Here is a 24,091-nt window from a genome sequence, read left to right on the forward strand (position 1 = left end):
AACCTGCGAGAGCGGAATCCCATGCGTGCACTGCTGCTGTACCGGCTCGATCTCGCCGACGAAGCCGCGGAGGACGGGATCCACCCGGTCGACCCGCGGGAGCCGATCATCCGGGCGACCGACCTCGGCGTGACCCGCGGCGACGGCGTGTTCGAGACCGCTGTCGTGCGTCGGGCCAGGCCGCAGGCCCTGGAGTCGCACCTCGCACGACTGGAGCGTTCGGCGCAGCTCCTGGGGCTGCCCGTGCCACGCCGCGAGCGGTGGGCACGGGCGGTGCGCCACGCAGCCGTCGAGGTGTCCCGTCCCGGAGTGCTCCGCGAGGGGGAGATCGCCTCGATCAAGTTCGCGATGACCCGCGGGGACGAGATCGACCCGGCCGGGCCGACGGGGTGGGTGCTGGGCTTCGCGGGCGAGGACCCGGAGGCCGTCCGCGCGCGGGGCGTCTCCGCGGTGGTCCTCGACCGCGGATACAGGCACGACGTCATGGCGACGGCGCCCTGGCTGCTGCAGGGGGCGAAATCCCTCGCGTACGCGGTGAACCAGGCGGCCCTGCGGGAGGCGCGGAGCCGGGGCGCGGACGATGTCATCTTCGTCAGCGCCGACGGTTTCGTGCTCGAAGGGCCGCGGTCGACGCTGATCGCGCTGCTCGACGGGACGCTGGTCACGCCACCGCCCGAGCACGGGGTGCTCCCCGGGACGACCCAGGCCGACGTCTTCGCAGGACTCGCCGACATGCCCTCCCGCATCGGTCCGCTGGTGCGGGACGATCTGGAGCGGGCGGAGACGCTGTGGCTCTGCTCCAGCACGCGCGGCGCCGTTCCCGTGCGGGAGCTGGACGGCGTCGCGCGCCGCGTGGACCCCGCTCTCACCGCGCGGATGAACGCGGTGCTGGATGGACGAGAGGACTGAGATGGTCGACGAGGACCTGCCGATCGATCGGGTGATCGACGGCCACAACGATCTCGCCTGGGCGAGCAGGACGCTGCTCGGCTACCGGGTCGCGGAGCTCGCCGGGTCGGTGGCGGCCACGCAGACCGACCTGCCGCGACTGGTCGCCGGCGGGGTCGCCGGCCAGTTCTGGTCTGTCTGGGTCGATCCCGTGCTGGAGGGGGCGGAGCAGGTCGTGGCCACGCTCGAACAGATCGACTTCGTGCACCGGCTCGTCGACGCCCACCCGCAGCGCTTCGCGATCGCTCGGACGGCGGCCGACGTGCGTGCGGCGATGGCCGAGGGGCGGATCGCCTCGCTCATCGGCATCGAGGGCGGCGACCAGCTCGGCGGATCGCTGGCCGTGCTGCGGCAGTTCGCGCGTCTCGGCGCGCGGTATCTCACCCTCACCTGGTCGCGGACGATCGCCTGGGCGGACTCCGCGACCGACGAGGCGCGCCACGGCGGTCTGACGGACTTCGGACGCGAGGTGGTGCGCGAGATGAACCGCATCGGTGTGCTCGTCGACCTCTCGCACGTGGCTCCGACGACGATGCGGCACGCGCTCGAGGTCACGACGCGCCCGGTGATGGTCAGCCACTCCGGCGCCTTCGCCCTGTGCGACCACCCCCGCAACGTGCCGGACGACGTGCTCGCCGCGATCGGGGGGCAGGGCGGCGTCGTGATGGTGCCGTTCGTGCCCACGTTCGTCTCGCAGGCCCGCCGCGACTGGTGGGAGGCCGGGGGAGAGGGAGAGGCCCCGCGCGTCGGTGTCGCGGACGTCGCCGATCACCTCGATCATGTGCGGCGCGTGGCCGGCGCGCATGCGGTCGGGATCGGTGCCGACTTCGACGGCTCCGATGCGATGCCGGACGGTCTCGGCGACGTCTCGGGGTACCCGGCCCTGTTCGCCGAGCTGCGGCGTCGCGGCTGGTCGGAGGACGACCTCCGGGCGGCGGCCCACGAGAACGTCCTCCGCGTGCTGGAGGCCTCCGACCCCGACCACGAGGCCTTCCTCGCGGGCAGCGCAGGAGAGCCGACCGACGCCGCACTCGCGCCGGCGGTCGACACGACGATGCGGGAGGGGGCGCTGTGACCCCGCGCGTCCTCGTGATCGTGAACTCCGCGAGCTCCGGCCCGCGTCGCCTCGGCACCTGGCTGCGGGAGAAGGCGATCGACGTCGACGAGATCGTGGGAGCCGAGCAGCCGCTGCCCACCTCCCTGGACGGCTACGCAGGACTCGTGATGCTGGGCGGCGGGCTCATGCCGGACGACGATGACCGTGCACCGTGGCTCGCGGCAGAGCGGGCGCTCGCCGCGGAGGCCGTCGCCCGCGACCTCCCCACGCTCGGCATCTGTCTGGGCGGTCAGCTGCTCGCCCACGTGGCCGGCGGCGAGGTCGCCGAGAAGACCGGACCGATCGAGCGCGGCGCGACCCCCATCCGTCCGACCGCGGCCGGACGCACGGACGCCGTGTTCGCGGCGCTGGGTGACGAGGCTCCGATGATCGAGAACCATCAGGACATGATCACGCGGCTCCCTCCCGCGGCGGTGCTGCTGGCGTCGAGCGCGGCCGTCGAGAACCAGGCCTTCCGTCTGGGCGCGCGGGTGCGCGGCGTGCAGTTCCACCCCGAGGCCTCCGCCGCCGACCTCGCGCGATGGGACGACGCGGCGCTGCGGGGAGAGGGACGCTCGCTTCCCGCGCTCATCGCCGCCGCCGAGCGCGTGCACGACCACAACACCGCGGCCAGCCGCGCGCTCATCGAGGCCTTCGCCGACGAGGTGCGCGCCGAGGTCCCGGCGTGACGCCCGCGGATGCGGGTCTCCTCGTCACGACGGAGACCGCCGCGGAAGCCCTCCGCCACGGCGTGGACGAGCGGGCGCGTCGTGCCGCCCCGGCCGCCATCGCCGCGGTGGCTGAACGGGGGAGCGTCCGTGCGGTGCTGACCCACGGGCATCCTCGCGGTGACGACGCCGTGACGACGCGGGACACCGTCTTCCGCATCGCGTCGATGTCCAAGAGCTTCCTCGCCGCCACCGTGCTCTCGTTGCGCGACCGCGGTCTGCTCGACCTCCACGCGCCGATCCGCACCTACCTGCCCGATGTCCGACTGCGGCACCGCGGTGCCGACGTCGAGGTCACGGGCGACCTGCTGCTCTCCAACCGCTCGGGTCTAGGGGAGGACAACGCCTGGGTGGATCGGCACCTCGGCGCCTCCCGGGCCGAGATCGCCGCCCTGTTCGCGGGCGGGGTGCCTCTCGCGGCCGTGCCGGGAACCGTCTACCAGTACTCCAACCTCGGACAGTCGCTGCTCGGCCGCGTCGTGGAAGCGGTGACCGGGCGGACGGTGGAGGACGTGATCCGGGAGAGCATGCTCGAGCCGCTCGGGCTGCGCCACACGGCACACGTGTCGGACGGCTTCGCGCCGGAGACGCTGGCCGGCGGATTCCGGACGTTCGACGACGGCACCACGTTCCGCCCCGAGCCGTTCGTAGGGTCGGGCGCGCTCGGCTGCATCGGCAGCATGTTCAGCACCGTCGACGACATCGCGAGATGGATGTGGTTCCTCGGCTCGGCCTTCACCGACGACCCGCTGGCGCCCGACGTGCTGGCTCCGGCGTCGCGACGGGAGCTGCAGCAGGCCCGCACCCCGATCCCAGTGCCGTCGGCGATGTTCGACGGGCGCGACCTTGCGGGGGCCGGCTACGGCTACGGCCTCTTCGTCGAGGGCGACCGGCGGTTCGGGCGGATCGTGCAGCACTCCGGCGGTCTTCCCGGATTCTCGGCGCACATGCGCTGGCACGCGGCCAGCGGCATCGGCGTCGTCGCCTTCGGGAACTCCGACGAGTTCGGCGCCCGGCGGATCGCAGGCGCCGCGCTCCAGCTGCTGCTCGAACGGACGGACGCCCCCTCCGCCGTCCTGCACCCGTGGGAGGAGACGGTCGCCGCCGCGCAGGCTCTCGACGTCGCGATCCGCTCGGGACGGCCCGCCGCCACGTACCCGTTCCTCGCCGACCATGTGCTCGACGACATCCCGGCCGACGTCCGCGATGCCCGGCTGGCGGCACAGGTTCAGGAGATCGGCGGATTCCGCGCGGAGCAGGACCCGTTCCCCGATCGCGTGGTGGCCGCGGCGACGGAGGCCGAACTGCGCTGGCGGATCGCGGGGAACCGCGGCGACCTCCTCGTCGACGTGCGGCTGGTCGGGCTGCCGGAGCCTCGCGTGCAGGGGCTCAGCGCGGCGGTCGTCGCGCCAGGGCAGACACGGGTCGAGGGGGAGCGAGCCGGAGCGACCGAGCGGCACCTGGTCGTCCTGCCGTCGCTCTGATAGCGCGACCTGCACAGATCGACCGGGTCCAAAAAACCGCCCTAGGATGGAGGCATCCCGACCCGTCCGTTCTGAGGAATCCTCATGCCCGCCACCTCTGTGCGTCGCCTCCTTCCCCTCGCCGCGCTCGCCGCCGCCACCGCCCTGGTGCTGACCGCGTGCGCCGGCCCGTCCACGGAGAGCGACGGCGGTGAGCTCGTCTGGTCGATCGAGGGTGCGAACCTGTCCGCGGGGCACATGGACCCGCAGGTGAGCCAGCTCGACGTCTCCGGCATGGTGCAGCGCGCGGTGCTCGACTCCCTGGTGTTCCAGGAGGACGACGGCACGTTCAGCCCGTGGCTCGCGACGAGCTGGGACGTCTCGCCGGACAGCACGGAGTACACCTTCACGCTGCGCGACGACGTGACCTTCACGGACGGCGAGCCGTTCGATGCGGAGGCCGTCAAGGCGAACTTCGACCGGATCGTCGACCCGGAGACGGCGTCGGCGCAGGCATCGAGCATGCTCGGTGCAGACTTCTACGCCGGCACCGAGGTCGTCGACGACCACACGGTGAAGGTCTCGTTCACGCAGCCGTATGCGCCGTTCCTCCAGGCGGCCAGCACCCCGCAGCTCGGCTTCTACTCGCCGGCCGTGCTCGCCGAGTCGGCCGATAAGCTCAAGGCGGGCGGCCCCGACGTCACGGTCGGCACCGGGCCGTTCGTGCTCACCGAGTACACCGCCGACCAGGAGATCGTCTACACGCGCAACGATGACTACGCCTGGGGCCCGCACGAGGCGAAGGCGCCGGCGTTCGAGACGCTGCGCGTGCAGATCCAGCCGGAGGCGTCGGTGCGTACCGGAGTGATCGAGAGCGGCGAAGCCGACCTCGCCAGCAACATCCCGCCGAACCAGGTCGCCGGTCTCGACGACGCCGGCGTCACGGTCGACTCGGTGGAGTACCCGGGACTGCCCTACTCGCTCTACCTGAACGAGAAGTACGGCGTCTTCGCCGACGGGAAGGTGCGGCAGGCGTTCGCCCGCGGCATCGACGTCGACGCGGCGGTCGAGGAGATCTACTTCGGGCAGTTCCCGCGGGCGTGGAGCGTCCTCGGCAGCACGACCCCGGGCTACGACGCGTCGCTGGAGGACTCCTGGCCGTTCGATCAGGACGCCGCGAACGCCCTGCTCGACGAGGCCGGCTGGACGGAGCGCGACGCGGACGGCATCCGCATGAAGGACGGCGAGCGCCTGTCCGTGCGGTGGATCGCCTGGACCCCGGTCCCGGATGACCGCGCGGCGCTGGCCAATGCGATCCAGTCGGACCTCAAGGCCATCGGCTTCGAGGTGCAGCGCGAGGAGCTGGAGCCCGGCGCCTACAACGCCCAGTACGAGCCGAAGACGTTCGACCTCACCGACTGGGGCTTCTCCGGCGTGGACGCCGACTTCCTCCGTGCGCACCTGCACACCGACGGCTTCCAGAACGCCTCGCAGGTGAGCGATCCGGAGATCGACGCGCTCCTGGAAGAGGCCGTCGCGTCGAGTGATCAGGACGCCCGCAACGAGCTCTACACGTCGCTGCAGCAGTGGAACGCGGAGTACACGGCCATCGTCCCGCTCTACAGCCCCTCGGCGATCACGGCGGTCGGCGAGCGCGTGCAGGGTCTGGACTACGACCTCTACGGGCGGCCGCTCTTCTACGATGTGAGCCTCGGCTGACATCCGGCGGCCGTCGTTTCGAGGGAGCGGGCGGAGTGATCGAACCGTGAAGGCGGTGCTCGGCCGCGCCCTCGGGCTCGTGGCCTCGGTGGTCATCGTGCTGTGGGGGGCCGCGACCGTCGCATTCCTGGCCTTCCGGGTGATCCCGGGCGACCCGGTCTCGGTGATGCTGGGCCCGCAGGCGCAGGTGAGTGAGGCCGTCAAGGACGGCATCCGCGCCGACCTCGGCCTCGACCGTCCGCCGTTGGAGCAGTATGTCGGCTTCATCGGGCAGCTCGCCCGCGGCGACCTCGGCGAGTCGTACCAGCTGCGGCTTCCGGTGTCGGAGGTCATCGGACGGCAGCTCGGGGCGACCGTGCAGCTGTCCGCCCTCGCCCTGGTGATCGCCGTCGTGCTCGCTCTCGCGGTCGCCCTCTTCGTGCGGGGTCGTGTCGGGCGCACCATCGCCGCCGGCGTCGAGCTCGTGGTGCTCTCCTCGCCGGTGTTCTGGATCGGGCTGCTGCTGCTCAGCGTCTTCGCGTTCGGACTGGGGTGGTTCCCCGTCTCGGGCACCCGCAACCCGGCGACCATCGTGCTGCCGGCGATCACGCTCGCCCTCCCGGTGGCGGCGCTGCTGAGCCAGGTGCTGCGCGACGGGTTGATGCAGGCGGAGCGGATGCCGTTCGCGGAGACGGTGCGCGCGCGTGGCGCGGGGCCGACTTGGTTCACGCTGCGGCACGGGGCGCGGCACGGCGCCGCGTCGGCGGTCACCCTCGCGGCCTATCTCACCGGCTCGGTGCTCGGCGGCGCGGTTCTCGTCGAGACCGTGTTCGCCCGCCCCGGCCTGGGGCGGGTGACCCTCGCCGCCATCAACGACCGGGATCTCCCGGTCCTCACCGGCATCATCCTGCTGAGCGCTCTCGTCTTCGTCGTCATCAACGTGGTGGTGGAGCTCGTGCACCCGCTGATCGACCCGCGCGTCGCCGCGCCCCGGTCCGGAGGTGCCGTATGAGTCGGGGCCAGCGGCTCCTGCTCGGGTCCGCCGCAGCCGTGCTGGCCGTGATCGCCGTCGCCGCCCTGTGGCCGGGACTGCTCGCCACGCACGATCCGTTGCAGACCGAGGTGCGGGCCGCGCTCCTGCCGCCGAGTGCCGAGCATCTCTTCGGTACCGACCAGAGCGGCCGTGACGTGTACTCCCGCGTGGTGTTCGGCGCGGGGCGCTCGGTCGGGATCGGGTTGCTCGCCACCGCGATCGCCCTCGCCGCCGGCCTGCTCGTGGGGGCGCTCGCCGGCATGTCTCCGCGCGGTGTCGACGTCACGCTCATGCGCATCAACGACGTCCTCATGGCGTTCCCCGAGTTCCTGGTGGCGCTCGTCGTGGTGGCCGTGCTGGGACCGGGGCCGGTGAACATCGCGATCGCGGTGACCCTGGCGGCCGCGCCCGTGTACGTGCGGCTCGCCCGCGTGCAGACCAGGACGCTGCGCGTGGCCGAGCACGTCGAGGCCGCTCGCATCCTGGGCGTGCCGCCGCTGCGGGCGTTCCGACGCCACGTCGTGCCCGGAGTGCTGGGATCGCTGAGCGTGCTGGCGACCATCGGCATCGGATCGAGCATCCTCGCCGCCGCCGGACTGAGCTTCCTGGGTCTCGGGCAGTCCGAGCCGACCCCGGAGTGGGGCCTCATGCTCGCCGGCGGTCGCAATGTGCTCGGACAGGCGTGGTGGGTGTCGGTCTTCCCCGGTCTCGCGATCACACTGACGGTGGTGTGTGCGACCGTGATCGGACGGATCCTCCGGGCTCGGGCGGACGGGAGGGACGCATGAGTGCGGCGCTGGAGGTCGAGGAGCTGCGGATCGCCTTCGCGGGGACTCCCGTCGTGGAGGGCGTGTCGTTCGCTGTGGAGGCCGGCGAGTGCGTCGCGATCGTGGGGGAGTCGGGGGCCGGGAAGTCGCTCTCGGCTCGCGCTCTGCTCGGCCTCACTCCGCCGGCAGCCGATGTCGCCGTCGACCGACTCCGCATCGACGGGGTGGATGCCGCCGCCCTGACCGAGCGCGGCTGGCGGCGGATACGAGGGACCGGGATCGGCCTCGTCTCCCAGGACGCGCTGGTGTCGCTGGACCCGCTGCGGCGGATCGCGGACGAGATCGCGGAGCCGCTGCGGCTGCACCGCCTCGCGCGCGGCCGGGCGGTCGTCGCCGCGCGCGTCCGGGACCTCCTCGCGCGGGTCTGGATGCCCGACCCCGACCGCCGTGCACGGCAGCGTCCGCAGGAGCTCTCCGGAGGGTTGCGGCAGCGCGCACTCATCGCCTCGGCGCTGGCCGGGAACCCCGCCGTGCTCGTCGCGGATGAGCCCACCACGGCCCTGGATGCGACGGTGCAGGCCCGCATCCTCGTGCTCCTGCGGGAGATCGTCGACGACGGCACCGCCGTGGTCTTCATCAGTCACGATTTCGCCGCCGTGCGGCGGGTGGCGGACCGGGTGCTCGTGATGAAGGACGGCCGGATCGTGGAATCCGGGCCGGTCACGGAGGTGCTCGCTGCCCCGCAGCACCCCTACACGCAGCAGCTCATCGCGGCGACGATGCACGAGCCGCGGGAGGAGCGCACGGCGTCCCCTGGGGTCATGCTCGTCGCGGAGGGAGTGTCCAAGGCGTTCGGCGGGGTGCCGGCCGTCGTCGGCGCGTCGTTCACGGTGCCCACCGGCCGCACGCTGGGCATCGTCGGCGAGTCCGGGTCGGGCAAGACGACCCTCGCACGGATGATGGTGGGCGTCGAGACGCCGACCTCCGGAGAGCTGCGCTGGGCCGGGGCGCCGCGGGTGCAGCTCGTGCATCAGAACCCGCTCGGGGCGTTCGACCCGCGGTGGACGGTCGGGCGGTCGCTGGAGGAGGCGCTGGAGGCGGGAGGCGTGCCGCGCGGCGCGCGTCGATCACGGGTGCGTGCGCTGCTCGCCGAGGTCGGGCTCGAGGAGAGTCTGGCGGGACGACGACCGGCGGCGCTGTCGGGCGGGCAGCGGCAGCGGGCGGCTCTGGCCCGAGCGCTGGCCGCCGACCCGGACGTGCTGGTGCTGGACGAGCCCGTCTCCGCCCTCGACCCGTCGGTGCGGGAGCGGGTGCTCCGGCTCCTCGCACGGGTGCAGGAGGAACGGCGGCTGACGATGGTCTTCGTCTCGCACGACCTCGATGTCGTCGGCGCGGTCGCGGACGACGTCCTGGTCATGCAGGACGGCCGGATCGTGGAGCAGGGGCGCACGGCTGAGGTGTTCGCCGCCCCGCAGCATCCGTTCACCAAGGAGCTGCTCGCCGCGAGCGGCCCCGTCAGTCCGTGACGACGATCCCGAGTCCCGCTGCCATCACCGGCGCGAGCTGCTGCACCTGCAGGGACGAGAGGGTCGCGCCGCGGAGGCTCTGGACGTCGAGGTAGGAGAGCGCATCGAGGCCGCGGAGATCGAGGTCTTTCGCGCGCAGGCCCCGGGGGTCGACCTCGTCGCTGCGCGTGGCCTGGAACCGGACGCGCGTGAGTTCCGACTGCGGGATGTCGATCGTGCGGACGGCGCATCCCACGACATCGACGTCCTCGGCGCGGGCGGCACCCAGGTTGAGATAGTCGATGCGCACGTCCCGCAGTTCGAGCTCCGCCACGCGGGCGTCGCTGAGATCGAGGGTCCCGATGCGGCCGCCCGTGATCCGGAGCCGACGGATGCTCGCGTTCCGCATCCGGAGCGACGCGATACGCGGGTCGGGGAGGTCGACGTCGAGGAGCGTCGCCCCGGTGAGGTCGACGCTGTCGGCGTCCGCCTGCACCGCGCACTGCTCGAGCGTGGCGTAGGAGAGATCGACGGTGCCGGTCAGCTCGAGCGCGGCGGCGAGGAGATCGGCGCGGCGGGCGGCCACGCGCGGCTCCAGCACCGGTGGCAGGTCGGGCGCGGACACTCGGGGTGCACTCGGGGACTTCGGCATCCTCCGAGGCTATGTCCTCCCTCCGACACCCCCGCTCCTGCTCCGTGCTCCCGCTCCGGTGCGAGGTCGCAGATCCTCGCTGCCTCGCACTCTCCCTCGCAGCCCCTGCGACGGGAGTCCCGATCTGCGACCTCACCCCGGCCCACCCCGGCCCACCCCGGCCCACCCCGGCTCACCCCGGCCCACCCCAGCTCCGGGGCTCTGGGACTCGCCCTGTAGGAGCTCGCTGATCTGCGCTGTGTCGCAGGTTCTCCGCGGGAACGTCCGACATGGGCGCGAATCTGCGACGTCGGGCGGCGGCGGGGAGGAGAGGGACTCGGGCTGCACAGGAGGGGGAGTGGGGGAGTTGTGCACAGGGCATGGGAGGAGCTGGCCGAGGCAGGGAACGAGGGAGGGGGCCGGAAGCAGTATCAGGGGCATGAACGGGATGAGGCGGGCGCGGCTGCTGCAGGCGATGCGCGAGGTCGACGGAGTCGCGAGGGTCGAGCGGCTCCGGGAACGGGGTCAGCCGGTACGACCTCGAGACGGCGGTGGCGGAGCGGATCATCCACCGGGTGCGGGTCGGGTGGGTGGCGCTGCCCGATGCGGATCCGCTTCGGGTGACCGCGGCGCAGCACGGTGTTCTGATGACGTGCGTGACGCAGGCGCGGCGCCTCGGGATCTGGGTGCACGACGAGAGACCGCGCCTTCACCTGGCCGCCAGCCCGGGCAGCAGGGGCGGGAAGCCACCGGAGGCGCGCGTGCACTGGGCTCGGCCCCTGGTCCCACGACATCCTGATGCCCTGGAGGACCCGATCGAGAACGTGCTGAGCCTGGTGTCCACGTGCGAGCCGTACGAACAGGCGCTCGCGACCTGGGAGTCGGCATTGAACAAGGGACTCGTCGATCGAGAGAGGCTGCTCCGCCTCCGCTGGGGACCGCGCGGGCGGCGGCTCCTGGCCGAGGCGTTGCCGTTCGCGGATGCGGGACTCGAGACCTACCTGCGCGTGCGACTGCGCTGGCTCCGTCTGCCGCTGCGCTTCCAGACGTGGATCGCCGGGCATCGGGTGGACGCCCTGATCGGGGAGCGGCTCGTGCTGCAGATCGACGGTGGCACCCATGTCGGAGCCCAGCGCGACCAGGACAACGCTCACGATGCGGAGCTGAAGCTGCGCGGCTTCCACGTCATCCGTCTCGGCTATCACCAGGTGATGGACGAGTGGCCCGCGGTGCAGGACCTCATCATGCGCGCCGTCGCCCAGGGACTGCATCGTGCCCGCACGGCGTGATGTCGCAGATTCCGCCCCTGGTCGCAGGGTTGGCTCCGGTCCCTGCGACGTCGAAGAGAATCCGCGGGGGGAGGAGCACGCGTACAATGGGCACACGAGCATCGATCCGGCCATCACCGGGGAGCTCTCGGAAGAACGGTCCGGCGACGGACTCAGTAGAACCGAGCGGGGCAGGCCCGTCACAGCCGCAGTGAGAGTGGTCCGTGGGTCTCTGAGCTTGTCGAGGGGACGCAGGGGCACGCGAGGTGGTACCGCGGTCCGCGAGGATCGTCCTCGCAGCAGCATCCGCCACGACGACCACTGCGAGAGACCATGACCTACCCGCGCTCCTCCTTCGGCCCCGCTGCCGACCCTTCGACCAGCTCAGGTACCCAGGGGTCTGTGGCGCCGAGCCCCCGCTTCCCGCAGATCGAGGAGGAGGTGCTCGACTTCTGGAAGACCGACGACACCTTCCGCGCCTCCATCGAGCAGCGCGAGGGTGCCCCCGAGTGGGTGTTCTACGACGGCCCTCCCTTCGCGAACGGCCTGCCGCACTACGGCCACCTGCTCACGGGCTACGCGAAAGACGTGTTCCCGCGCTTCCAGACGATGATCGGGCACAAGGTCGACCGCGTCTTCGGGTGGGATACCCACGGGCTCCCGGCCGAGCTCGAGGCGATGAAGCAGCTCGGGATCACCGAGAAGAGCGAGATCGAGGAGATGGGGATCGACGTCTTCAACGAGAAGGCGCGCTCCTCGGTCCTGAAGTACACGCGGGAGTGGGAGGACTACGTCACCCGCCAGGCCCGGTGGGTGGACTTCGAGCGCGGATACAAGACGCTCGACCTCGGCTACATGGAGAGCGTGCTCTGGGCCTTCAAGACCCTGTACGACAAGGGGCTCGCCTACGAGGGCTACCGCGTCCTCCCGTACTGCTGGCGCGATGAGACGCCGCTGTCCGCCCACGAGCTGCGCATGGACGACGACGTCTACCAGATGCGACAGGACCCGTCGGTCACGGTCACCTTCCCGCTCACCGGCGCGAAGGCCGAGGCGCTGGGCCTCACCGGGGTGCGTGCCCTCGCCTGGACGACGACCCCGTGGACCCTGCCGACCAACCTCGCGCTCGCCGTGGGCCCGGACATCGAGTACGTCGTGCTGCCCGCCGGTCCCGCCGGCGCCTCCGACGTGCACCAGGGCCGTGCCGCTCCGTCGGCAGACCAGCTCGCGGTCGAGGCCTCCGCGCACCGCTACCTGCTCGCGAAGGACCTGCTCGGCGGCTATGCCAAGGATCTCGGCTACGAGAGCCCGGAGGACGCGCTCGCCGCGGTCGACGCCACGCTCCGCGGCGCAGATCTTGCCGACGTCACCTACGACCGCCTGTTCGACTACTACGCGGACGAGGACACCTACGGCACCGGGAACGCCTGGCGCATCCTCGTCGACGACTACGTCACCACGACCGACGGCACCGGCATCGTCCACCAGGCACCCGCCTATGGTGAGGACGACCAGCGCGTCGCCGGCGCGGCGGGGATCCCCACGATCCTGTCCCTCGACGACGGCGGCCGCTTCCTCCCGAACGTCACCGATGTCGCTGGCGAGCTGTGGATGGACGCGAACACGCCGCTCGTGCGCATCATCCGCGACAACGGCCGCCTGGTCCGGCTGCAGAGCTACGAGCACTCCTACCCGCACTGCTGGCGCTGCCGGAACCCCCTGATCTACAAGGCGGTGTCGAGCTGGTTCATCCGGGTCACCGACATCAAGGACGACCTCCTCGCGAACAACGAGCAGATCACCTGGGTGCCGGAGAACGTGAAGGAGGGGCAGTTCGGCAAGTGGCTCGAGGGTGCCCGCGACTGGTCGATCAGCCGCAACCGGTACTGGGGCTCGCCCATCCCGATCTGGAAGAGCGATGATCCGGAGTACCCGCGCGTCGACGCCTACGGCTCGCTGGAGGAGCTGGAGCGCGACTTCGGCACGCTGCCGCGCAACCCCGAGGGCGAGGTGGACCTGCACCGCCCGTACATCGACGACCTGACGAGGCGGAACCCCGACGACCCCACGGGCAAGAGCACCATGCGGCGCATCGGCGACGTCTTCGACGTGTGGTTCGACTCCGGATCGATGCCGTACGCCCAGGTGCACTATCCGTTCGAGAACCAGGAGTGGTTCGACTCGCACTCGCCGGCGGACTTCATCGTCGAGTACATCGGTCAGACCCGCGGCTGGTTCTACGTCATGCACGTGCTCTCGACGGCGCTGTTCAACCGCCCGGCGTTCACGGGCGTCAGCTGCCACGGCATCGTGCTCGGCAGCGACGGCTACAAGATGTCGAAGTCGCTGCGGAACTACCCGGATGTGTCCGAGGTGCTGGACCGCGACGGGTCCGACGCCATGCGCTGGTTCCTCATGTCCAGCGCGGTGCTCCGCGGCGGCAATCTCATCGTCACCGAGGAGGGCATCCGTTCCGGAGTGCGGGAGTTCCTGCTGCCGCTGTGGAACTCGTGGTACTTCTTCGCGACGTATGCGAATGCTTCGACAGGCTCAGCAACCCAGGGAGGAGCAGGCTCAGCAACCCAGGGAGGCGCAGGCTCAGCACCCCAGGGAGGAGCAGGCTCGGCAACCCAGGGAGGCGGGTACGAGGCGTCGTGGCGCACCGACTCGACCGACGTCCTCGACCGGTACATCCTCGCGCGACTGGGCGATCTCGTCCGCGAGGTCCGCGCCGACCTGGAGGGTCTGGACTCGACCACCGCGTCCGCGCGACTCCGGGACTTCGCCGAGGTGCTGACGAACTGGTACATCCGTCGTTCGCGCGACCGGTTCTGGGTGGGTGTGACGGACGACCCGAAGAGTCGCGAGGCCTTCGACACGCTCTACACCGTGCTGGAGACGCTGTGCCGGGTGGCCGCGCCGCTCGTCCCGCTCATCAGCGAGCGCGTGTGGCAGGGCCTCACCGGCGGGCGCAGCGTGCATCTGCAGGACTGGCCGGATCCGGAGCAGTTCCCGGCGGCCGACGAGATCCGCGACGCCATGGATGCCGTCCGTGAGCTGTCGAGCGTCGGCAACGCGCTGCGCAAGAAGGAGAAGCTGCGCGTGCGCCTGCCGCTCGCACGGCTCACGGTGGTCTCTCCGCTCGCGGCCGACCTCGGCCAGTTCGAGGACATCCTCCGCGAGGAGCTCAACGTGAAGACCGTCGAGCTCGTCCCGCTGACCGACGAGGCGGCAGGGGAGTACGGCATCAGCCACCGGCTGAGCGTGAACGCCCGCGCGGCGGGTCCGCGCCTCGGCAAGGACGTGCAGAAGGCCATCCAGGCCGCGCGCTCGGGTGACTGGTCCGAGACCGACGGCGTCGTCACCGCCGGCGGCATCGCGCTGGAGCCCGCGGAGTACGATCTCGTGCTGGAGACCACGGGTCGCCCCGAGGGGGAGGCCCTGGCCATCGTCCCGTCCGGCGGGTTCGTCCTGCTCGACACCGACACGACGCCGGAGCTGGAGGCCGAGGGCATCGCCCGCGACGCCATCCGCGTCGTGCAGGAGGCGCGCAAGAACGCGGGCCTCGACGTCAGCGACCGGATCGTGCTGGCGCTCAACGCCGCCCCCGCGGAGGCGGCGGCGCTGGAGACCCACGCCGACCTCATCGCCGCCGAGACGCTCGCCGTGGCCTTCGCCGTGCAACCGACCGATGACCTCGACCGGCTCGTCGACGAGGTCACAAGCCCCGGAGACGGCGTGCATCGGAGCGGGGCGAAGGCCCTCGGGGCCGGGAAGGCACCGCTCCTCGTCACGATCGACACGAACCTGGAGAAGGTGGGCGCATGAGTGCGAGAGACCGGGCCGACGCCGTCTATGAGACGCTGCTGAGCCGTGCCGGGGAACGCTGGGTGCAGCCGCGCAAGGAGCGCACGGCCCGCATCCTCGAGTACCTCGACGACCCGCAGCGCACCTACCGCGTCATCCACATCACCGGCACCAACGGCAAGACGTCGACCGCGCGCATGATCGAGAGCCTGCTGCGTGCCCATGACCTGCGCACTGGCCTGTTCACGAGCCCGCACCTGGAGCGCTTCACCGAGCGCATCATGATCGATGGTGAGCCGATCGCCGACGAGGCCGTGGCCGACGCCTGGGACGAGATCGAGCCGTTCGTGGGGATCGTCGACGCCGAGCTCGAGGCGGCGGGGGAGGCCCCGCTGACGTTCTTCGAGCTGCTCACGGTCCTCGCCTTCGTCGCCGTCGCCGATGCCCCCGTCGACGTGCTCGTGCTCGAGGTCGGCATGGGAGGGGAGTGGGACTCCACGAACACCGCGGACGGTGACGTGGCGGTGTTCGCTCCGATCGACATCGACCACGCGGACCGCCTGGGAAGCACCATCGCGGAGATCGCCCAGGTCAAGGCCGGCATCATCAAGGAAGGCGCTGCCGTCGTCTCCGCACAGCAGCCCGCTGAAGCCGCCGAGGTCCTGCGTCGCGTGGCCGCGGAGCGTCATGCCACCATCGCCTTCGAGGGCGAGGACTTCGGGCTCTCCGAGCAGAAGCTCGCCGTCGGCGGTCAGCTCCTCACCATCCGCGGCCTCGCCGGGCAGTACGAGGAGGAGTACCTGCCGCTCTACGGCGCGCACCAGGGTCACAACGCGGCCCTCGCCGTCGCCGCCGTCGAGTCGCTGATCGGCGGGGCCGGCCAGGCCATCGCAGGCGGAGTGATCTCGGACGGCCTGCAGGGCAGCACGTCTCCCGGCCGTCTGCAGCTCCTCGGCATCGCCCCCACCGTCATCGTCGACGCCGCGCACAATCCGCACGGCGCCGCAGCGCTCGCCCAGGCGCTGGACGACAGCTTCGACTTCGACGAGTGGGGACTCGTGCTCGGCGTCCTCGCGGACAAGGACGCCGCGGGCATCGTCGCGCGTCTCGCGCCCGCCGCCGCGCACGTGTTCGCGACCGCGCCGGAGTCCGACCGCGCCAGCGATGCCGACCTCATCGCCGACCTCGTCGAACAGGCCGGACAGCGCGCCACCGTGCACCCGTCGCTCGCGGATGCCGCGGACGCGGCGCGGGAGTGGGCGGCCTCGTCGGATCGTCGGGCCGTGGTCATCGCCGGCTCCGTCGTGCTCGCGGGCGAGGCGATCGCGCTCTCCGAGGAGGAGGACTGGAAGTCGGGGTGGCGCGCGTGAGCGCCTCCGCTGCCCCGCGTCGACCGCGCGCGCCGCGCACCCTCGTGCAGAAGCTCGCCTCGGTGGTGCTCGGCTTCGAGGCGATCGTCGTCTTCCTCGTCGGGCTCACCATCTTCGGCTTGAAGGCTCTTCCGGCGGGCATCGAGCAGTGGTGGGGGATCGTGGGCGGTGCCGTCGTCGCGGTGGCCTGCGTCGTCATCGCCGGCATGATCACGAAGCCGTGGGCGATCGCCGCAGGCTGGATCGTGCAGATCGTCGTGGCCCTCTCGGCCATCGCGGTCCCCGCCGTGCTCCTCGTCGTCCTGATTTTCGGCGGGATGTGGGCGTATGCGACCATCATGGGGGCCCGCCTGGACGCACGACGCCCGAGCGGGGCTCCGACCGCGCAGAACGCAGACACAGAGAGTGAATGACATGGCCACCGAAGAAACCCTCGTCCTCGTCAAGCCGGACGGTGTCGCCCGCGGCCTCACCGGCACGATCCTCGCCCGCATCGAGGCGAAGGGCTACGCGCTCGTCGACATCCGCCTTGTCGAGCCCGACCGCGACCTCCTCGCCGCTCACTATGCGGAGCACGAGGGCAAGCCGTTCTACGAGCCCCTTCTCGAGTTCATGATGTCCGGTCCCTCCGTGGCGATCCGCCTCGCGGGCAACCGTGTCATCGAAGGGTTCCGCTCCCTCGCCGGCACGACCGACCCCACGACCGCCGCCCCCGGCACCATCCGCGGCGACTTCGGTCGCGACTGGGGCCTCAAGGTGCAGCAGAACCTCGTGCACGGCTCGGACAGCCCCGAGTCGGCGGCCCGAGAGCTGGGCATCTGGTTCGACTGACCCCATCTTCACGACGAAGCCCGTCCGCCGGAATGGCGGACGGGCTTCGTCGTTCGAGGAGAGGCGCTCAGAAGAGGATCTTCGCCATCTCGCCGAGGAAGTCGAGGCCCTGCAGCTGCGCCAGGAAGATGATCAGCGCGTACGCGATCACGGTCGCCAGCGGCACCCACGGAATGAGCTTGTCCGCCGTGGCGCGGACCTTCGCGTTGCCCGTGAAGGTGCCGTTGCGGGCGAGGTGGACCATGGTCGCGAAGAAGGTGGGGATCGTCACCGCCCAGGTCACCATGCACCAGGGGCACAGCACGAAGAGGTCGTAGAGGCTCTGGGCGATCAGCCAGCACACGAGGCCGAACGCGAAGGTGATGCCCACTCCGAACGCTGCCCAGAACCACCGGGGGAATCGCGCCCCGGCGAGGATCGCGACGCCGACGACGAGCGGCGCCATCCAGCCGGTGAGGCCGATGATCGGGTTCGGGAATCCGAACACCGATCCCTGCCACGACTGCAGGTTGGTGCTGCACTGGATGAAGGGACTGAGATCGCAGCCGAGCGCTTCCTTCGGGTGCTCCAGCAGTGCGAACTTCTCCACGGTGAGCTGGAAGGCGGCGTACCAGCCGATGACGCTCGCGATGATCAACCACACGGCATAGACGACGGGGCGGGTGCGCTGCTCGCTCATGCTCAGGATTATCCCAGCGACGGCTATGGAAAGGGCGAGAACCGCCCGGAGAAAACGGTCGGGGACCGAGAGATGCCGCGATCGGACCGATGTGGTGCGATAATGACCTGTGATGCGATGAACGGCGTTGCCGCGACACGCGTCGAGCAGACTTCGGGGCCCATGCCCCACGCGACCAGAGCCATGAGCCGGTCGCAGGCCGATTGAGTTCGCGGCACCCGCGGGTGCCGCATGAGATTTCACGGGACACGCAGTGGACCGTGCCAGGGAGCACGCCAGAGATGGCCGATGAGAACAATGACAACAACGCCCCCGCCCTCGACGCCCCGGCTGACGCCGCGGAGCCGCTGACGGCGCCCACCGCTCTCGCCGCGGAGGAGTCGGAGGACACCTCGCGGGATCAGGAGGACGCGGACGACGCGGCGGCGGAGGCCGCGGCGGACGACCGCGCTGCCGAGAACGCGGCGGCCGATGACGCCGCTGCGGCGGCGGACGATGCGGCTGCGGCCGCTGTCGAGGACGCTGCTGCCGCAGACGAGGCCGCCGCAGACGCGATCGACGCGGCGGCTCAGGTCGAGGAGGCCCCTGCGGAGCAGGGACCCGTTGAGCCGGCCCCTGCCGAGGAGGCTGCCGCGGAGGAGGCTCCCGCCGAGGAAACTCCCGCGGACGAAGGCCCCGCGGACGTGGCTTCCGCTGAGGCGGCGCCTGCGGACAAGACCCCCGCCGAGCCCGAGAAGCCCGCGGCCGTCACCGCCGTGTCGCTCGGTCTGCTGCCCGAGGTGTTCGTGTCGCAGGTGTCGACGCAGCTGCACTTCTACGCGCCGGAGGTCGTTCCGCTGCCCGCGCGCCCCGGTCGTGACGACCGTGCGCCGGAGCGCGACCAGGACGAGCCCGGTGCCGGTCGCCGCGGTCGTCGCCGCCGCGGCGGATCCGAGGGCGACGAGCAGCGGGAAGAGCCGCGGCAGCGTCAGCGGGTCGTCGAGTACATCACCGAGCCGAAGGCCATCAAGGGTTCGACCAGGCTCGAAGCCAAGAAGCAGCGGCGTCGTGACGGCCGTGACGCCGGTCGTCGTCGTCCGGTCGTGACCGAGGCCGAGTTCCTCGCGCGCCGCGAGTCGGTCGACCGCAAGATGGTCGTGCGCTCCAAGAACGGCCGCACGCAGATCGGAGTCCTGGAGGACGGCGTGCTCGTGGAGCACTACGTCGCCCGCAACCAGGACGCCTCGCTGATCGGCAACGTCTACCTCGGTCGCGTGCAGAACGTGCTTCCCAGCATGGAGGCCGCGTTCGTCGACATCGGTCGCGGCCGGAACGCCGTGCTCTACTCGGGCGAGGTGGACTGGGACGGCGTCGAGACCGGCAACCAGCCCCGCCGCATCGAGCTCGCTCTGAAGCCGGGCGATCGCGTGCTCGTCCAGGTCACGAAGGACCCGGTGGGTCACAAGGGTGCCCGCCTCACGAGCCAGATCTCGCTGCCCGGCCGCTACCTGGTGTACGTGCCCGGCGGTTCCATGAACGGCATCAGCCGCAAGCTGCCCGACAACGAGCGTGCCCGCCTCAAGCGCATCCTCAAGGAGGTGCTGCCCGAGTCGTCCGGCGTGATCGTGCGCACGGCCGCGGAGGGCGCGACCGAGGATCAGCTGACCCGCGACGTACAGCGCCTCACCTCCCAGTGGGAGCACATCCAGAAGCAGGTCGAGAGCCAGCAGGCTCCGGCGCTCCTGCACGCCGAGCCCGATCTGCTCGTGAAGATCGTCCGTGACGTCTTCAACGAGGACTTCACGAAGATGCTCATCCAGGGCGAGGAGTCGCAGCGCACCATCCGGGCGTACCTGGAGAGCGTCGCCCCCGACCTGCTCGAGCGTGTCGAGGCGTACGAGGACGACGTCGATCCGTTCGACGCGTTCCGCATCACGGAGCAGATCGAGAAGGCACTGGACCGCAAGGTCTGGCTGCCCTCCGGCGGTTCGCTCGTGATCGACCGCACCGAGGCCATGACGGTCGTCGACGTCAACACCGGCAAGTTCGTCGGCTCCGGCGGCAACCTCGAGGAGACGGTCACGAAGAACAACCTCGAGGCCGCCGAGGAGATCGTCCGCCAGCTGCGTCTGCGCGACATCGGCGGCATCATCGTGGTCGACTTCATCGACATGGTGCTGGAGTCCAACCGCGACCTCGTGCTGCGCCGACTCATCGAGTGCCTGAGCCGCGACCGCACGAAGCACCAGGTGGCCGAGGTCACCTCGCTCGGTCTCGTGCAGATGACACGCAAGAAGCTCGGTCTCGGGCTGCTGGAGACCTTCAGCGAGGCGTGCGAGGTGTGTGCCGGTCGCGGCGTGATCGTGCACCACGACCCGGTCGTGAAGCACCGTGCGAACGGCAGCAACAACGGCAACAACGGCGGTAACGGCAACGGCGGACGCCGTCAGCGCGGGAACGGCGGCAGCAACAACGGCAACGGCGGTGGCAACAACAACTCCGCACCTGCCGCGCCGCCGGTGACCCACAGCATCACCGAGGGGGCGAAGTCGGCCCTCGCGCAGATCGCCGCCTCCACGATCGTGCCGTCCGGTGAACCGGCCGCCGAGGCGCCGGCGGCCGAGTCCGCGCCCGTCCCCGCCTCCGAGCGCCCGAAGAAGGCCCGGAAGAAGCGCGGTGACCGGAAGGGGCCGAAGACGCCCACCGAGGAGCTGCTCGACTCGGTGCTGGATGCGCTTCCGGAGCCCAAGGCGCCCGGCCAGGGTCGTGGACGGCGCCGGGTCACCACCGCCGCCCTCTCCGGTACGCCGGTGTCGGTGAACTCGGAGGCGTCAGTGCCGCCGGTCGCGTCCGCGGACCCGGAGGCCTGAGGAGATCAGGCGCCGGACCAGCTCCTTGCCGGGGACGTGCTGCGCACCACCGGCGATGAGCCGGGGGACGGCGTCCTCGGGGACGTCGTAGTGGTCGAGGTCGAAGGCCCGGGCGGGGATCCCGTGTGCGCGCGCGAAGGCGTGCAGCTCGTCGAGGTTGTCGTCGCTGACCAGGTGCGCCCACAGGCGTCCATGGGCGGGCCAGCGGGGGTCGTCGACGAGTACGGTCACTCCGTCAGCCTACGACCGGCCCCGTCACCCGGCTCACTTTGCGAGGTCAGCCGGCATCCGGTAAAGTAGTCCCTTGGTGCGCATGCCGCGTCGTCCTCGACGGCCGAAGCGGAGAGTCTTGCATTCGCGCCCGTCGTACCAGCGACGCATGCAAGCAACAGTCTTCCCGTGAGATTCTCGGAGCCGCGTGCTCCCCAACGAAACAGGTATGAAGTGGTTTACGCAGTAGTGCGCGCCGGTGGCCGGCAGGAGAAGGTCGAGGTCGGCACCATCGTTCAGCTCGACCGTGTTCAGGCTGCCCAGGGCGACGAGATCCAGCTGCCCGCCGTGCTGCTCGTCGATGGCTCCACGGTGACCACCGACGCCGACGCGCTGGCGAAGGTCACCGTCACGGCTGAGGTCGTCGGCAACCTCCGCGGCCCGAAGATCGTCATCCAGAAGTACAAGAACAAGACCGGCTACAAGAAGCGTCAGGGCCACCGCCAGGAGCTCACGCGCGTCAAGATCACCGGCATCAAGTAAGACCGAGGAGACCAGGACATGGCACACAAAAAGGGCGCAAGCTCCACCCGTAACGGTCGTGACTCCAACGCACAGCGCCTCGGCGTGAAGCGCTTCGGCGGTCAGCAGGTCCTCGCCGGCGAGATCATCGTCCGCCAGCGCGGCACGCACTTCCACCCCGGCGCCAACGTCGGCCGTGGGGGCGACGACACGCTGTTCGCTCTGGCCGCCGGTGCGGTCGAGTTCGGCGCGAAGGGCGGCCGCAAGGTCGTCAACATCGTCGCCGCTGCTGAGTGATCACAGCACCACGCTAAACATCCGGTTCGGGGCGGGCTTCGGCTCGCCCCGTCCGCGTATCTGCCGTCAGGCACCCCGAGCACACCGAAGGACTCGCACATGGTCACGTTCGTCGACACCGTCACACTGCACCTGCGTGCAGGCAAGGGCGGCAACGGCTGCGTCTCGGTGCACCGCGAGAAGTTCAAGCCCCTCGGTGGCCCCGACGGCGGCAACGGCGGCGACGGCGGCGACATCGTGCTCGTCGCCGACACGCAGACCGGCACGCTGCTGTCGTACCACCACTCGCCGCACCGGTCCTCTGGCAACGGCGGACCGGGCATGGGGGACCACCGCTCCGGTTTCGACGGCGAGACACTAGAGCTGCCCGTCCCGGTCGGCACCGTGGTCAAGAGCCCGAGCGGCGACGTCCTGATCGACATGATCGAGCCCGGTGAGCGCTTCGTCGTGGCGGCGGGCGGCCAGGGCGGCCTGGGCAATGCGGCCCTGGCGACTCCGAAGCGCAAGGCTCCCGGCTTCGCCCTGCTCGGCACCCCCGGCTTCGAGGGCGATGTCGTCCTCGAGCTCAAGACGGTCGCCGACGTGGCGCTCGTCGGCTACCCGTCCGCCGGGAAGTCGAGCCTCATCGGCGCGATCTCGGCCGCGCGGCCGAAGATCGCCGACTACCCGTTCACGACGCTGCACCCGAACCTCGGCGTCGTCCAGGTGGAGGACTTCCGCTACACCGTCGCCGACGTGCCGGGCCTCATCGAGGGCGCGAGCGAGGGCCGCGGCCTCGGACTCGAGTTCCTGCGGCACGTGGAGCGCTGCTCCGCGCTGCTGCACGTGCTCGACTGCGCGACGCTGGAGCCGAACCGCGACCCGATCTCCGACCTCGAGGTCATCCTCGCCGAGCTCGCCGCGTACGAGGTGCCGGAGGGGCAGACGCCCCTGCTGGAGCGCCCGCAGTTCGTGGCGCTGAACAAGGTCGACGTGCCGGAGGCCCGTGACCTCGCCGATCTCGTGCGTCCTGATCTGGAGGCCCGCGGATTCCGGGTCTTCGAGATCTCCACGGTCTCGCACGAGGGGCTGCGCCCGCTCACCCTCGCCCTCGGGGAGCTCGTCGAGAAGCACCGCAAGGAGACCGCGGTCGAGGCCCCGCGCGAGCGCGTCGTCATCCGCCCGAAGGGCTCCGTGAAGCCGTTCACGATCCGCGTCGAGGGCGGCACGTACGGCAACGTCTACCGCATCCTCGGTGAGAAGCCGGTGCGCTGGGTGCAGCAGACCGACTTCCAGAACGAGGAGGCCGTGGGCTACCTCGCCGACCGTCTGGAGAAGCTGGGCGTCGAGGACGAGCTCTTCCGCCTCGGCGCCGTCCAGGGTTCGACCGTCGTCATCGGCGAGGGCGACAGCATCGTCTTCGACTGGGAGCCCACGATGAGCTCCGCCGCCGAGCTCATGTCGGCGCCCCGCGGCACCGACCCGCGTCTGGCTCCGAACGCCCGCCGGACCACGTCCGAGCGTCGCGAGAAGTACTACGAGCGCATGGACGCCAAGGCGCAGGCGCGCGCGGAGTTGGAGGCGGAGCGCCTCGCGACGTACCGCGAGGACGAGGCGTGACCGCACGCACGCGCGCCGATCTCGCGACGGCGACGCGGATCGTCGTGAAGGTGGGCTCGTCGTCCATCAGCGGCGAGTCGTCCTGGCGCATCCCGGTGATCGTCGAGGCGCTGGCGGCGGCGCACGCCCGCGGGGCCGAGGTCGTGCTCGTGTCATCGGGAGCGATCGCCTCCGGCATCCCGTTCCTCCGTCTGGATGCGCGGCCCACCGATCTCGCCACGCAGCAGGCCGCGGCCGCGGTCGGCCAGAACATCCTCGTCTACCGGTATCAGGAGGCTCTGCGCCCCTTCGGCATCGTCGCCGGCCAGGTGCTGCTCACGACCGGAGACCTCGAGAACCCGACGTCGCGCTCGAACGCGCGGCGGGCCATGGAGCGCCTCCTGGGGCTGCGCACGCTGCCGATCGTGAACGAGAACGACACGGTCGCGACACAGGAGATCCGCTTCGGCGACAACGACCGGCTCGGCGCCCTCGTGGCACAGCTCATCGAGGCGGACGCCCTCGTCCTGCTCAGCGACATCGAGTCCCTCTACACGCGGCCTCCGAGCGACCCCGGCGCCGAACCCATCGACGTCGTCGCCCCCGATGCGGACCTCTCCGGGCTGGAGTTCGGTGCGACCGTGGTCAACAGCGTCGGCACCGGGGGAGCGGCCACGAAGGTCTCCGCTGCCCGACTCGCGGCGGCCTCGGGCATCGGGGTGCTGGTCACCAGCGCCGACCTCGTGGCGCAGGCCCTTGCAGGCGCCGACATCGGGACCTGGTTCGAGCCCGCCACCTCCTAGACTGGGCG

The 24,091-nt window shown here is 71.0% G+C and carries 21 protein-coding genes; 18 read left to right on the forward strand and 3 right to left on the reverse strand.

Annotated elements, in window-relative coordinates; genetic code table 11:
• The first annotated feature begins 21 nt into the window (after positions 1–21).
• The 8 genes from AB0N68_RS09600 (at position 22) to AB0N68_RS09635 (ending at position 9,259) form a co-directional block, all read left to right on the forward strand.
• Entirely contained in the window at positions 22–909 is an 888-nt protein-coding gene (locus AB0N68_RS09600; protein ID WP_259954573.1) for an aminotransferase class IV, read from the forward strand.
• Complete coding sequence (locus AB0N68_RS09605) at positions 893–2,023, forward strand: dipeptidase (protein WP_232089038.1); 1,131 nt, start codon at positions 893–895, stop codon at positions 2,021–2,023. Before AB0N68_RS09600 ends, AB0N68_RS09605 begins: the two co-directional genes overlap by 17 nt.
• Positions 2,020–2,733, forward strand: a complete 714-nt coding sequence (locus tag AB0N68_RS09610; RefSeq protein WP_268777379.1) for a type 1 glutamine amidotransferase — start codon at positions 2,020–2,022, stop codon at positions 2,731–2,733. The genes AB0N68_RS09605 and AB0N68_RS09610 overlap by 4 nt, the downstream gene beginning before the upstream one ends.
• Positions 2,730–4,256 carry a serine hydrolase domain-containing protein gene (locus tag AB0N68_RS09615; RefSeq protein ID WP_280565593.1) on the forward strand — a complete coding sequence of 509 codons (1,527 nt, stop codon included), beginning with the start codon at positions 2,730–2,732 and terminating at the stop codon, positions 4,254–4,256. The genes AB0N68_RS09610 and AB0N68_RS09615 overlap by 4 nt, the downstream gene beginning before the upstream one ends.
• 84 nt (positions 4,257–4,340) lie before the next feature.
• Entirely contained in the window at positions 4,341–5,954 is a 1,614-nt protein-coding gene (locus AB0N68_RS09620) for an ABC transporter substrate-binding protein (protein ID WP_292794776.1), read from the forward strand.
• Positions 5,955–6,000: 46 nt separating this feature from the next.
• On the forward strand, positions 6,001–6,945 hold the full coding sequence (locus AB0N68_RS09625; RefSeq protein ID WP_280565591.1) for an ABC transporter permease: 945 nt from the start codon (positions 6,001–6,003) through the stop codon (positions 6,943–6,945).
• A complete protein-coding gene (locus AB0N68_RS09630) occupies positions 6,942–7,754 on the forward strand; it encodes an ABC transporter permease (RefSeq protein ID WP_292794778.1) in 813 nt (270 codons plus the stop codon). The genes AB0N68_RS09625 and AB0N68_RS09630 overlap by 4 nt, the downstream gene beginning before the upstream one ends.
• Positions 7,751–9,259: a dipeptide ABC transporter ATP-binding protein gene (locus AB0N68_RS09635; protein ID WP_259954583.1), complete on the forward strand. Its 1,509-nt coding sequence runs from the start codon at positions 7,751–7,753 to the stop codon at positions 9,257–9,259. The genes AB0N68_RS09630 and AB0N68_RS09635 overlap by 4 nt, the downstream gene beginning before the upstream one ends.
• Here AB0N68_RS09635 and AB0N68_RS09640 read toward each other — a convergent pair.
• On the reverse strand, positions 9,249–9,890 hold the full coding sequence (locus AB0N68_RS09640) for a pentapeptide repeat-containing protein (protein WP_259954584.1): 642 nt from the start codon (positions 9,888–9,890) through the stop codon (positions 9,249–9,251). The two genes, AB0N68_RS09635 and AB0N68_RS09640, sit on opposite strands and share 11 nt — an antisense overlap.
• A gap of 626 nt (positions 9,891–10,516) precedes the next feature.
• Between AB0N68_RS09640 and AB0N68_RS09645 the strand changes: the two genes are divergently transcribed.
• The 5 genes from AB0N68_RS09645 (at position 10,517) to ndk (ending at position 17,145) form a co-directional block, all read left to right on the forward strand.
• Positions 10,517–11,158, forward strand: coding sequence for an endonuclease domain-containing protein (locus AB0N68_RS09645; protein WP_363332604.1), 642 nt, complete (start codon positions 10,517–10,519; stop codon positions 11,156–11,158).
• A gap of 312 nt (positions 11,159–11,470) precedes the next feature.
• The gene (gene ileS, locus AB0N68_RS09650) at positions 11,471–14,965 is read left to right on the forward strand and encodes an isoleucine--tRNA ligase (RefSeq protein WP_292798165.1); all 3,495 of its coding nucleotides are present in this window, start codon (positions 11,471–11,473) and stop codon (positions 14,963–14,965) included.
• Positions 14,962–16,314 (forward strand): bifunctional folylpolyglutamate synthase/dihydrofolate synthase, encoded by a 1,353-nt coding sequence (locus AB0N68_RS09655; RefSeq protein WP_280565584.1) that lies wholly within the window; start codon positions 14,962–14,964, stop codon positions 16,312–16,314. The genes ileS and AB0N68_RS09655 overlap by 4 nt, the downstream gene beginning before the upstream one ends.
• On the forward strand, positions 16,311–16,727 hold the full coding sequence (locus AB0N68_RS09660) for a DUF4233 domain-containing protein (RefSeq protein WP_280565582.1): 417 nt from the start codon (positions 16,311–16,313) through the stop codon (positions 16,725–16,727). Before AB0N68_RS09655 ends, AB0N68_RS09660 begins: the two co-directional genes overlap by 4 nt.
• 1 nt (position 16,728) lies before the next feature.
• On the forward strand, positions 16,729–17,145 hold the full coding sequence (ndk, locus tag AB0N68_RS09665) for a nucleoside-diphosphate kinase (RefSeq protein ID WP_071329548.1): 417 nt from the start codon (positions 16,729–16,731) through the stop codon (positions 17,143–17,145).
• 67 nt (positions 17,146–17,212) lie between these two features.
• Here ndk and AB0N68_RS09670 read toward each other — a convergent pair whose 3' ends face one another.
• Positions 17,213–17,824, reverse strand: a complete 612-nt coding sequence (locus AB0N68_RS09670; RefSeq protein ID WP_280565578.1) for a vitamin K epoxide reductase family protein — start codon at positions 17,822–17,824, stop codon at positions 17,213–17,215.
• 281 nt (positions 17,825–18,105) lie between these two features.
• Between AB0N68_RS09670 and AB0N68_RS09675 the strand changes: the two genes are divergently transcribed.
• Positions 18,106–20,673: an Rne/Rng family ribonuclease gene (locus tag AB0N68_RS09675; RefSeq protein WP_292798160.1), complete on the forward strand. Its 2,568-nt coding sequence runs from the start codon at positions 18,106–18,108 to the stop codon at positions 20,671–20,673.
• Here the strand turns inward: AB0N68_RS09675 and AB0N68_RS09680 are convergent.
• On the reverse strand, positions 20,635–20,904 hold the full coding sequence (locus tag AB0N68_RS09680) for a DUF4031 domain-containing protein (protein WP_187661702.1): 270 nt from the start codon (positions 20,902–20,904) through the stop codon (positions 20,635–20,637). The two genes, AB0N68_RS09675 and AB0N68_RS09680, sit on opposite strands and share 39 nt — an antisense overlap.
• Before the next feature lie 213 nt (positions 20,905–21,117).
• Between AB0N68_RS09680 and rplU the strand changes: the two genes are divergently transcribed.
• The 4 genes from rplU to proB all read left to right on the forward strand — a co-directional run bounded on the left by rplU (position 21,118) and on the right by proB (position 24,083).
• Entirely contained in the window at positions 21,118–21,426 is a 309-nt protein-coding gene (gene rplU, locus AB0N68_RS09685; protein WP_187661701.1) for a 50S ribosomal protein L21, read from the forward strand.
• An 18-nt stretch (positions 21,427–21,444) separates the two neighbouring features.
• Positions 21,445–21,702, forward strand: coding sequence for a 50S ribosomal protein L27 (gene rpmA, locus AB0N68_RS09690; RefSeq protein ID WP_025104972.1), 258 nt, complete (start codon positions 21,445–21,447; stop codon positions 21,700–21,702).
• Positions 21,703–21,801: 99 nt separating this feature from the next.
• On the forward strand, positions 21,802–23,301 hold the full coding sequence (gene obgE, locus AB0N68_RS09695; protein WP_280565574.1) for a GTPase ObgE: 1,500 nt from the start codon (positions 21,802–21,804) through the stop codon (positions 23,299–23,301).
• Positions 23,298–24,083 carry a glutamate 5-kinase gene (proB, locus tag AB0N68_RS09700; RefSeq protein WP_280565572.1) on the forward strand — a complete coding sequence of 262 codons (786 nt, stop codon included), beginning with the start codon at positions 23,298–23,300 and terminating at the stop codon, positions 24,081–24,083. The genes obgE and proB overlap by 4 nt, the downstream gene beginning before the upstream one ends.
• Positions 24,084–24,091: the final 8 nt, after the last annotated feature.

The organism is Microbacterium meiriae, from assembly GCF_040685015.1.
GTDB lineage: Bacteria > Actinomycetota > Actinomycetes > Actinomycetales > Microbacteriaceae > Microbacterium > Microbacterium meiriae.

Excerpts from the sequence above, each read along its gene's own strand:
- AB0N68_RS09600 (WP_259954573.1), top strand. The coding sequence starts at position 22 with ATGCGTGCACTGCTGCTGTACCGGCTCGATCTCGCCGACGAAGCCGCG.
- AB0N68_RS09605 (WP_232089038.1), top strand. The coding sequence starts at position 893 with ATGGACGAGAGGACTGAGATGGTCGACGAGGACCTGCCGATCGATCGG.
- AB0N68_RS09620 (WP_292794776.1), top strand. The coding sequence starts at position 4,341 with ATGCCCGCCACCTCTGTGCGTCGCCTCCTTCCCCTCGCCGCGCTCGCC.
- AB0N68_RS09630 (WP_292794778.1), top strand. The coding sequence starts at position 6,942 with ATGAGTCGGGGCCAGCGGCTCCTGCTCGGGTCCGCCGCAGCCGTGCTG.
- AB0N68_RS09635 (WP_259954583.1), top strand. The coding sequence starts at position 7,751 with ATGAGTGCGGCGCTGGAGGTCGAGGAGCTGCGGATCGCCTTCGCGGGG.
- AB0N68_RS09640 (WP_259954584.1), bottom strand. The coding sequence starts at position 9,890 with ATGCCGAAGTCCCCGAGTGCACCCCGAGTGTCCGCGCCCGACCTGCCA.
- AB0N68_RS09645 (WP_363332604.1), top strand. The coding sequence starts at position 10,517 with ATGACGTGCGTGACGCAGGCGCGGCGCCTCGGGATCTGGGTGCACGAC.
- ileS (WP_292798165.1), top strand. The coding sequence starts at position 11,471 with ATGACCTACCCGCGCTCCTCCTTCGGCCCCGCTGCCGACCCTTCGACC.
- AB0N68_RS09655 (WP_280565584.1), top strand. The coding sequence starts at position 14,962 with ATGAGTGCGAGAGACCGGGCCGACGCCGTCTATGAGACGCTGCTGAGC.
- ndk (WP_071329548.1), top strand. The coding sequence starts at position 16,729 with ATGGCCACCGAAGAAACCCTCGTCCTCGTCAAGCCGGACGGTGTCGCC.
- AB0N68_RS09670 (WP_280565578.1), bottom strand. The coding sequence starts at position 17,824 with ATGAGCGAGCAGCGCACCCGCCCCGTCGTCTATGCCGTGTGGTTGATC.
- AB0N68_RS09675 (WP_292798160.1), top strand. The coding sequence starts at position 18,106 with ATGGCCGATGAGAACAATGACAACAACGCCCCCGCCCTCGACGCCCCG.
- rpmA (WP_025104972.1), top strand. The coding sequence starts at position 21,445 with ATGGCACACAAAAAGGGCGCAAGCTCCACCCGTAACGGTCGTGACTCC.
- obgE (WP_280565574.1), top strand. The coding sequence starts at position 21,802 with ATGGTCACGTTCGTCGACACCGTCACACTGCACCTGCGTGCAGGCAAG.